General features: G+C 59.6%; 6 protein-coding genes. All 6 read right to left on the reverse strand.

What is annotated here, in order from left to right; translation table 11 throughout:
* Window positions 1–5: 5 nt before the first annotated feature.
* Window positions 6–854 carry a M78 family metallopeptidase domain-containing protein gene (locus BM397_RS28370; RefSeq protein WP_092431382.1) on the reverse strand — a complete coding sequence of 283 codons (849 nt, stop codon included), beginning with the start codon at window positions 852–854 and terminating at the stop codon, window positions 6–8.
* Entirely contained in the window at window positions 851–5,737 is a 4,887-nt protein-coding gene (locus BM397_RS28375; protein ID WP_092431383.1) for an Eco57I restriction-modification methylase domain-containing protein, read from the reverse strand. Before BM397_RS28375 ends, BM397_RS28370 begins: the two co-directional genes overlap by 4 nt.
* A 4-nt stretch (window positions 5,738–5,741) precedes the next feature.
* On the reverse strand, window positions 5,742–8,570 hold the full coding sequence (locus BM397_RS28380) for a DEAD/DEAH box helicase (protein WP_176807005.1): 2,829 nt from the start codon (window positions 8,568–8,570) through the stop codon (window positions 5,742–5,744).
* A gap of 327 nt (window positions 8,571–8,897) precedes the next feature.
* Window positions 8,898–9,086 (reverse strand): hypothetical protein, encoded by a 189-nt coding sequence (locus BM397_RS28385; RefSeq protein WP_143015472.1) that lies wholly within the window; start codon window positions 9,084–9,086, stop codon window positions 8,898–8,900.
* Between the two features lie 41 nt (window positions 9,087–9,127).
* Window positions 9,128–9,361, reverse strand: coding sequence for a hypothetical protein (locus BM397_RS28390; protein WP_092431387.1), 234 nt, complete (start codon window positions 9,359–9,361; stop codon window positions 9,128–9,130).
* Window positions 9,362–9,385: 24 nt separating this feature from the next.
* A partial coding sequence (locus BM397_RS28395) for an IS5 family transposase (protein ID WP_143187085.1) occupies window positions 9,386–9,719 on the reverse strand: 334 nt, incomplete at its 5' end.

The raw sequence follows: 9,719 nt of genomic DNA on the forward strand, positions 1-9,719 counted from the left end.
ATGTCTTACCGGGCGTGTTGTTCAATCCGTCCTGCGGCCCGCGCGATCGCAGAATGGCTAACGTGTTTAATGGTTTCGTCTTTCAGATACCCATTCAGATACTCGGCCGAATTGGGATTCAAGCCAAATCTCTTCCCCACGATGAATGTCACGGCTTCCGCTTCGAACTCCCGGACATCGAGGCCGTCGGGGCGACGGTTCGGCCACTTCTTTCCGTTCCCGCCGAGATGCCCGAGGTAGACGTGCGCCAGCTCATGGATCAGCGTGGTGAACTGTGCGCTCTCATTCAGGTTGGAATTCACCCGGACAACCCAGCCCGGCCCTGTGGGTTTGACCTTGGCGTTCTGATCCACGTCGATCGCCCAGGCATCACCGGCAAGTCCGGATGCCAGGCTCACCTTCCGGATGTCGATCCGATCTTCCTTGAGGGCACGTCGGGCCAGCCGGTCGATCAGACCGTCACGCATTGGCACCGGCTCCCCGAACACCCGATCCAGAAGCGCGTCATCGTAAGCGTCGCCTGTCGTATCCGAGAGTTCGTAGGCGCAGCGCACCGGGCAGAAGGGCCACAGGACGACGATGGGGATCGCGGCAGGTTTCACTGTTCGCCCGATCTCGCGCCATTTCTGCGGAAAGGCGACATAGCGTGCGCCGGGACGCTGAAGGTCTGCGAGCATCAGGTTGAACGGGGCCATGTGAGTCTGACCGGCGATCCTGTTGAACAGGTCGATCCAAGGCGGTCGCGCACCCGGTTCGCTGGCGGCGCGGTAGAGCTCGTCGATCCGGTCCGCCGTATCGCGCAGGATCGCGTCGATCCCTTCCTCAAGGGGGAGTTCGGCCTGCAGCGCGGTCATTCAGCGGCGTCCACAGATTTCAGTCGCTCGAAATGGGCCCAGGCGCGTTTGTAATCCTCGATCCGGTCGCATTGGGTGAAGGGGCCGACGAAGTGCCGGGTGACCTCGCGCGGGCCGCCGGGCATCGTGTCGTCGATGGCGGTGCAGGTCAGTTCCGTCGGGTTTTCGGCGAGTATATTTAGCCATTCTTTTTGGCTTGGCGTTTTTCCTTTCTCATTCAAATAACCAACCGTTTCCATTCCCTTTGCGGAAATGTATACAATTCGGCCTTGTGCATCATAAAAGGTCTTACCCTCCTTTCTTTGCAAGACGGGGAAATATACTCTGTATATCTCAATCAATTGCTCAAGCGATAGACCAAGCGCTTGAGCAACAAGAACATCGATTTCGATCATCGCTAAACGCCTAGCAAAGTCGGTGCGCAATCCAATTTCTAATTTCCAGTCATCCACCCCTTCGGCTGGGGCTTCATAGGAGAGCCGAGGATCATTAGAAGACCATGGCGCAGTTTTGAGTTTTTGTGAGAATTCATTCCAAATCGGTCTATAGTCTACTGTCAAACATGCCAGACGAAGAGCGCGATGTTTAGCGATTTCATCAACTTCAAGATAGGGGAAACCTGCAACATCCGATACGCTAATGTGCTCTCGACCGGAGGCCTTAACCAGGAAATCGAACGGTAGTGAAATACTAAGGGCATGAAAATTGACGAGATCTTCGTTCTTCTTAAACGCCACACTCTCAACAGTATGCACGTGTGCGATTCCGGGCGGTATAAGCGCACAAATCAAACTGCGCTCACTGTTTAGATTAATCATATTCCGAAGAGCGACACGGAAGAAATCAGCGTGAATTTTCCCCGCATCCCAGGCGCAGCCAGCCATCAATCTTAGATATTCTGCTCTCTCGATCCTTGGCGAATAGTTTGCTCTGGGTCTATAATTTTCAGGAAGGATAGAAAAATCAATATTATCGTAGTCCTCCTTTTTCTTGCATATACTGCGCGGGGTCTTGTTCAGAGGGTTCCCTACATGAAAATGAGGACCCTGAATGACCAAGTCTTCTATCTTATGAAATGCGGTATCTCTCTTTATGACACCATCTTTTTGGGAACTTGTCTCGCCCCACATATTTTTTATCTGCCAAGATGGCTCGCCGCTCCCAGAACTTAGTGCATCATCTAGCCTTGGAAATTTTGAAAACTCCCTAAATACATCCAACGTTCCGCTTGAGTAGGGCTGAACGAATTTCGCAAACTCTAGCGGCACGTCATCGTTTTCGGTCAAAGACCGAATGACAGATAGAGAATTTTCATCGATAAATGTAATTCTCGTTCGATGCCCGGAGATATCAATCTTCCCAAAATTGTTTCGTACACCCGGCAAGGGCCCGATGCCGTCGTGAGCAAAGGACTCCTCCACCTGAGAGGCCGCGTAAGCATTTGAAAATTGGAAAAATCCAACTTTACCTGGCTCACCTCGATAAATGTTGAGGCTGAAACGCGTGTAGGGCGCGACTTCTGAGAAGTTCTTAGACGTCATTTCGTTCACAAACGAGAAATGACGTGCGATCCGCGCATACCAGTGCCGTCGGAACGCCCCCGACTTCGGGTCTCCCAGATGCCCGTCCTGATGGATCAGCGCTGCATAGCCCTTCGGAGCGATCAGCCGGAACGACAGGTCGATGAAGCAGCGATATAGGTTGTTCGACCCACCCCCGGCGAAGGGATTCATCACCTCGGACGAGGTCACCTCCATCGCCCCCCTGGTCGAAACAAAGTCATGAAGGAACGCTCGTTCCCCCGAGACCATCCGCCCTTCTCGCCGCACGGTGGGCGCTTTCGGCAGCGCCTCAGGCAGAACCTTTTTCGCGTCCGACGCCGACAACCCGGCATAAAGCGGATCGATATCCGCCAGCACCAGCCCCTCGTTCCACGAAGGCTTGGCCCAAGGCGGGTTCCCTACGATCACGTCGAACCCGCCCCGCGCCTTCATAACGTCTGCGAAGATCAGGTCGAAATGCACGAAGCGCTCGCGCTCGGCCACCTCAACCGCCACGCCGAGCCAGTCAAAGGTTTCGATCAGCGCCTCGACATTGGTCTCGCGGAACAGCCCGTCCTGCCGCTTGGTGGCGGCCTTGAACAGGTCCCGCGCAGGTGCGTCCGGCTCCATGATGTCCAGAAAGTCGGGGGACGGATCGGCGAACTCATCCATGCTGGGGGCGGCCAGTGATCCGTCCGGGGTAAAGCCCCCCTCCAGGATCATCGCCATGCCCTGCAGGAACTCCGCCCGGCTGGGCAGTAGGTCCGCCTTGTCCAGCGGCCAGAGCCAAAGCGCGCACCATGCGTCCATCGCCGTCTTGAGCCGCTTGTAGGGCAGCGTGTTGGTCGCGTGATCGGCCCCGATCAGATGGGCGTTCAGCTTTTCCTTGGCGTGGAAATCGAGACCCTTGTTGCCGGGGATGACCTTGTCCGGCCAGAGCGTGATCGCGTCGTTTGCCGCGGTGCGGGTCTTGGCGAGATCGTCGGCGACCTGGTTGAACAGCGCTTCGGCGACGCGGCTGAGCTTTTGGGCAAGCTTGATCTCGTGCGGTTCCAGCTTTTTGAAGAAGCCGTCTTTCCGCCATGCCTTGATCTGGTCCTGCGCATCACCGGCGAAGGGCTTGATCGACTTGTCCTTGTCGAAATTCGCCATGTCCTTGGCTGGCAGCAGCCACTGCCAGACGTGGTTCTCGGGCAGGCGTTTCCGCCAGCCGATCTCGTCCGGCTTTGCATTAAGCCAGAGGTCTGTCTGCTTCTTCGCGCTAAGCCAGGTTGGCGCATAGGAGGCGCGGCGGGCGCCGATCAATGAGTTCCCGGAATGAAGCTGATCCCCGAACCAAGGCGAGAAGTCGCTGGCATGGAGGCTGTTCAGCCAAAGCGAGATCGCCCCCAGCTCCACGGCAATCGGGTTCAGGTCTACGCCAAAACAGTTCCGGTCGGCGATATAGGCCCGCACCTTCTGTTTCTCGACGACAACCTTGTCCTGGGGGATCGTCTTGCCGGTCTCCTTCTGTTTCCGCTCAAGGTAGAGGTCGGCAAGCTGATTTGTGGTTTCGACCAGAAAGGCCGCAGACCCCATGGCCGGCTCTAGGATCTTGAGTTCAAGAAGTTCGTCGGCGGTCAGGTCCCGGCATCGCTCCATCAGCGCATGCTTGACCAGGAGCCGCGCCAGCGGTTCCGGGGTGTAGTAGGATGCGGATTTTTCCCGGTCTCGGCCCGCGAGGCGGTAGATGAAGGTTCCCTTGGGATAGACCAGCGCTTCCGAACCGTTGAATACAATCTCTTCTGGCGCGAACTCGCCGATCCGGCTGCGCGGCACGAACCAGCTTGGGGCAAGCGGATCAACCTTGTCGCGGCGGAACGCCTCGTCCTGATCAGCGTCCTCATCCCCGAACAGATCTTCTTCAACGTCGTCATCCAGATCTGTCGCGTCCGCATCGTCCCCGTCCTCGGCCGCGTCGTTCGACCGCCCCTTTGGAGGTTTCAGCTCGATGAGGTCTGTTTTCGCGACGACCCCCGTGAAGGAAATCAGCGTTTCATAGACCGCACCAAGCTGACCGATCCCGAGCTTGGCATATGAGATCCGGCCCGTGCTCTTTCCGGTGGACCGGAGCGAGAGGAGCCGGATTACCTTCTGGATCGCCTCGTTGCGCAGCATCAGCCCGTTCAGAAGCGGCGTGCTCGCCGGGTCGAGAAGAGATACCTTCACCGACGGCAGGCGCAGCCCGCTGCCCTTTTCCTCATCGGCGAGATCAAGCCCGGTGTAGAGCAGAGTCAGCGTCTGTTGGAGGCTTTCCCACAGGAAGGTCCCTTCCCGGTCCGCCGTGGTGCGCAGGGGCACGGATTCCAGATCGCGCAGCGTTTCCAGGGAATAACCCGTCGCATAGATCGGGTTCTTCAGGTCCAGGAGGTTCAGTCGCGGGTTCGCCTCAGCGTAGAAAAGGAAGAGGAGCCGGTACATATAGCGCAGGCATTCGCGCGACAGCTCCGGCCCGTCGATCCAGACGTCTTTGTTCTTCCCGCCCGTGACAGTCAGAACCTCTTGGCCGAGGAGTTCGATCGCGTCCCGAACCGTGCGCTTCAGCGAGGTGGTGACAGCGTTGGCGTTCCGCTGCGCCTCCTCTTCGAGCCGGTCCGAGATTGGAGCGCCCTGTTCAGGCACGCGGGTCTCCCGCGAGATCAGGCAGGCCATGACCGTAAGCGTGTCACGGTCCGTGCGCGTGAAGATTTCCTGAAGATCGAAGCGGAGGACGGACCGGGCGGGCCATTTCCGCTTGTCGATCAAAACGATCTGGGAGAGCCCCAAGACCATAACATGGCGAGGTCCATCGGCGAGTTCGAATACCCCCTCCGCCAGAATGGACTCGATCGTCCGGTCAAAAAGTGCCGCTTCGCCTGCATCGGCGGGAAACTGATCCGGCGCAAAACACGCCCCTAGCGGATCCGCCGCCTCGTCCTCGGCGTCCTGAAGGGGCGCCTCGATAATCCAGAGCGTATCCCTACCGGAGGCGTCCCCCACCCGCGAGATCAGGGGAATAACCGGTGCGCCTGTCAGCGCGGTGAATGCAGCCTCGCGTTTCCAGGCATACCCGAGAGCGCCCAGCAGGGCGTAATGCATCTCCCGGCTTAATTCTGTTCGGCGATCCGCGTCCGAACTATTCCGAATCTGTCGAAGGGCTTCGATGGTCGAGGTCGCAACCCGGGACAGCCGCTCGATCGGATGGGCGGATTTTTCTAGGCCCACCCAGCGGGCTGTGATGTCAGAAAGCTCTTCCTTAAGAACATCGGAGAGCGTTCCGGACGGGAAGAACTCGGCTTCATTTTCAATACCGATCAGATCCATCCGCTCACCCCACAAATACCGCTTTGACATCGACATAGGGATTGGGGTCATCCACCATCAGGCGGGTCCGCTCAAACCATTCTGTCCAGTCCTTGAACAGGTCATCGATCTTCTTCTCTTTCGCGCGCCGTATCGTCAGTCGTCTCTTTTCAACCGCGCTGAGGCCCTCGGTCGAGTCCGTAGCCTCGCCGAAATCGAGCGTCAGTTGGTCATGGAACCGGCCTTCCAACTCTCCTAGCCGGGTCAGGACCGCGTCGAGATCCTGCTGGATCAGGATCGCGCGTTCTTTCCCGAGCCCGCGCAGATGGGTCTGGAACCGGTCCACAGCGGTTTTGATCGCAGCCTGCGCAGCGCTCATATCTTCCACCAGACGACCAGGGGTATCCTGCGCGAGACGGACCCGGGCGATGAAGTCCGGCACCTCTTCGATACTGACACTATCGTCCGCCCCCTGGATCACTACGGCCCATCGATCGACAACCGGGGCACCGTTCGAGTTCGGGATCGCACCATGCATCACCACTGCAACCTCTCCCTTGGAGAGGGCACTCAGCGGCGCGACCGGAGCGGAATGCTCTGGAAAAAAGGTGCTGGCCCGGTCTGCGAACCATTCGAGGATCGGGTGACCATCCCAGAGGAACTGCACGACCGGCCAGGACCGCTCCTGCATCTTCGCATGATCGATCGCCCGGTTGATCACCTGCGCCTGATCGGTCAACTCGACCCGGTCCCCGGCGCCGACAGCCTCTTCGGGCATGAAACGACCATCGACCGCGCCCTCGCTCGCATAACCGAAACCGTCCCGGGCCCGCATGTCATCTGGAATCGCGATCCGGATCGTCCGATCCCCCATCGAGATGTCAGGCGCTGACGGGAAGGCCCGCTCTTCGGCGCGAGACAACCGACCGATCATCGCGGTCGCATAGGTGAAGGCATCCGGGAAGAGCCGCGGCGGTGCGCCCTCGGAAGCGGTCGCTCCATTTGCCTTTGGCTCGGCCGGAGCCGCGTAGTCCCCAAAGAGGGCCGCGAACTCGTCATCGAGGGACATCTGTGTCTTCGCCTCTTCCACGCGGGCGTTCATCTGGGCGTCGAACGCATCGGCGCCGATACCCGTGGCGACTGCTTCCGCGACGACAGCCTCTTCCTCGTCAGCGTCCCCCTTCCCGAGAAAGACTGCAGGGTCTCCAACGCCCGACTGGGCCGCTTCATCTTTTTCCACCAGCTTTTCCAAGACCCACATCTGCCGCACCTTCGTGTGCGTGCTTTCGCCCACGAAATAGGTGATCAGCGGCGGGCGGTCCTGACCATAACGATCAATCCGGCCGTTACGCTGCTGGAACCGCAGGAGCGACCACGGCAGGTCGAAATGGATGAGTCGGTGACACTGGTAGTGCAGGTTAAGCCCCTCGGACGCCATGTCGGAGGCTATCAGGATACGGATCGGGGACTTCTCCTGCCCGAAAGCGTCGATCACTTCCTGTGTCCGGACATCCGCCTCGACGCTTCCCCCATCTACACGCGCCACCTGACCCTCGGACAGGTCCAGATCCGCCTGAAGGCGCTCCGCGAGCCAAGACACGGTGGCGATGCGTTCCGAGAAGATAACGATCCGGTCCCGCCGAGCCCTTCCAGTCCAACGCAGGTCCCGCAGCATTTTGACAAGTTCCTGATACTTCCGGAAGGCTCCAACATCGATCGCCGCCACCTGATCTGCTAGGTCTCGGAGCCGGAGCCGGTCCTCCTCGGTGCCTCGGGCGGTTCCGCTCTCAATGCCGCGGATGCGCCGCTCGAGCGTTTCCAGGCAGGCCGCCGGGCTCGAAAAGATCGCCTTGGCGAGCGTGGTCCGGAACAAATCAATGGCGCGACCCCGGGTCGATTGTTCATCGAGATCCAGATGCAGCTCTGCGATCGACTGATAGGCGATTTCCTCTTCGGGGCTAAGCGGGAAGTTTCTGCGGATCAGTTCCCGCTTCGGGACCTGCTGCCCGATATCGGCGGCGACGTTCTTGTCGGACCGGAACCGTCTGATAACCAGATCTTCGATATCCGATCGGTGCAACCGGGTTGGGTCCGGAACGCGCGTCGGATCCAGCATCTCTATCAGGCTCGCGAAACTCTCCTGCGACCCGTCGTGCGGGGTCGCGGTCAACAGGAGAAGGGAGTCGGTCCGCCGGGACAGAAGCTGGGCCAGTTCCGCCCGCTGAGAGTTCGCCCCCGCTGCGGCTTTCCGGGCTGCCGCGTTATGCGCTTCGTCGATGATGATCAGGTCCCAGTACGAATGCTTGATCCCCTCCCGGATCTGGGCGTCCCGTTTCAGCGTGTCGATCGACACGATGGACCGGTCGAACTGATCGAACACGTTATAATGGGCGGGGATCCGGTTCCGCATGCGCCGGATGGCAGCGCTGTCCAGGCGCGACAGCGGGATCGAGAACCGGGTCCAGAATTCCTTCTGGAACTGGGTGAGCATCGCCCGTGTCGTGACAACCAAGATCCGATCCGCCCGGCCCCGAAGCGCCAGCTCCGACGTGATCAGGCCCGCTTCGAGGGTTTTGCCGAGGCCGACGTCGTCCGCGATCAGCAGGCGAACCCGGTCCTGCGCGAGAGCCCGCTCCACCGGTAGGTGTTGAAACGGTAGGTCGTCGATCGCGGCCCGGCCGAGGGTCAGCGGCGTCCGCGTGGTGGTCGGGGTGTTCCGGAACGCGGCCTCGAGATGCAGTTTCGTGTCAATGAGACCGGAGGACACATCCGGGACCAGCCGCACCGCCGCCGGGTCGAGGACCCGCGCGCCCTTTTCCAGATCCCAGACGAACCGGGCCTCCTTGTCGCGCACGAGACCGTTGAGGCCCCGACAGTGGATTTCCCGAAACCCACGCTTGAGGGTGGAAGTTCCTAAAACCTTCCAGGTAGCAGAGCGGAGGCGGATGACGGAGCCGGGAGTGGGGTGCGCTGAGATCATAGACGGTCCGTATCTATAGGGTCGCCGTACATCACCTCGATCCGCAGACCGAAACCCATCGCACAGCGAATTCGAAAATTTCGCGCGTGGACTTTGTAATCGGGCCGCCCGACGTCCACACATCTCCGGCCACTCAAAGACATTTTTTGTAGTTATTCAACCCGGTTGGCGTTGTCGTATGAGTTTGGCGATGCAGGATTCCTATTGTGAATCCGTGCGGTTAGAGTCGTTGATCAGAGGAGCCTGAATTGGCGGGGCGCTGTCGATAAAGCGCTTCACCCTTTCGGGATCAGGGGCGGCCGACCGCGTCGTCCCAGTATAGGCGAGGATGACACGGACGAGGCCGAACAGGCAGACGAGCATCCCGGTGATCGAGAGCAGCGCGTCCATGCTCAGAAATCCGGAGCACTCTCGTGCCAGTGAGAGCATAGTCATCGACTTTCGCCCTCAGGATCGTGACCATATGCTTCTGGGTCGGCCCTGGTCGTCGAAGGGCCCTGCGGGTCACTGCCAGCGCTCTCGTGGTCGACCCGAATGAGGTGCTTCGGCAGGGGAGGAGCGGTTTCGATGAAACGGCGGACGCGCTCCGGATCGGGCTCGGCAGAGCCAATGCTCTGCCCGTAAATCATCAGCGATCGGATGATGGCGCTCGCGCCGATCACCATACCTGCAATTCCTAGGCTCAGGACTCATAGCCAGTAGATCACAGTAGCGGCGAGGGCGATGACTGACAGGAAGACCTTCGGGCATCGATCATAGCGAGTGGCAACGCGACGCCAGTCCTTGAGCCTGCCGAACATGATCTCGATCCGGTTTCGGCGTTTGTAGCGGCGCTTGTCATACTTCACCGGCGCCTTGCGCTGTTTTCGTCCGGGGATGCAGGCGCGTATCCCTTTGTCTTTCAACGCTTCCCGAAACCAGTCGGCGTCGTAGCCGCGATCCCCAAGCAGCCAGTCGACATCCGGCAGACTGTCGCAAAGGGCCCGCGCGCCGACGTAGTCGCTCACCTGGCCTGCTGTGACG

The organism is Alloyangia pacifica, from assembly GCF_900116195.1.
In the GTDB taxonomy this organism is placed as follows: Bacteria; Pseudomonadota; Alphaproteobacteria; order Rhodobacterales; family Rhodobacteraceae; genus Salipiger; species Salipiger pacificus.

Coding starts and splice junctions, on each gene's coding strand:
- BM397_RS28370 (WP_092431382.1), bottom strand. CDS start 854: ATGACCGCGCTGCAGGCCGAACTCCCCCTTGAGGAAGGGATCGACGCG.
- BM397_RS28375 (WP_092431383.1), bottom strand. CDS start 5,737: ATGGATCTGATCGGTATTGAAAATGAAGCCGAGTTCTTCCCGTCCGGA.
- BM397_RS28385 (WP_143015472.1), bottom strand. CDS start 9,086: ATGGACGCGCTGCTCTCGATCACCGGGATGCTCGTCTGCCTGTTCGGC.
- BM397_RS28390 (WP_092431387.1), bottom strand. CDS start 9,361: ATGGTGATCGGCGCGAGCGCCATCATCCGATCGCTGATGATTTACGGG.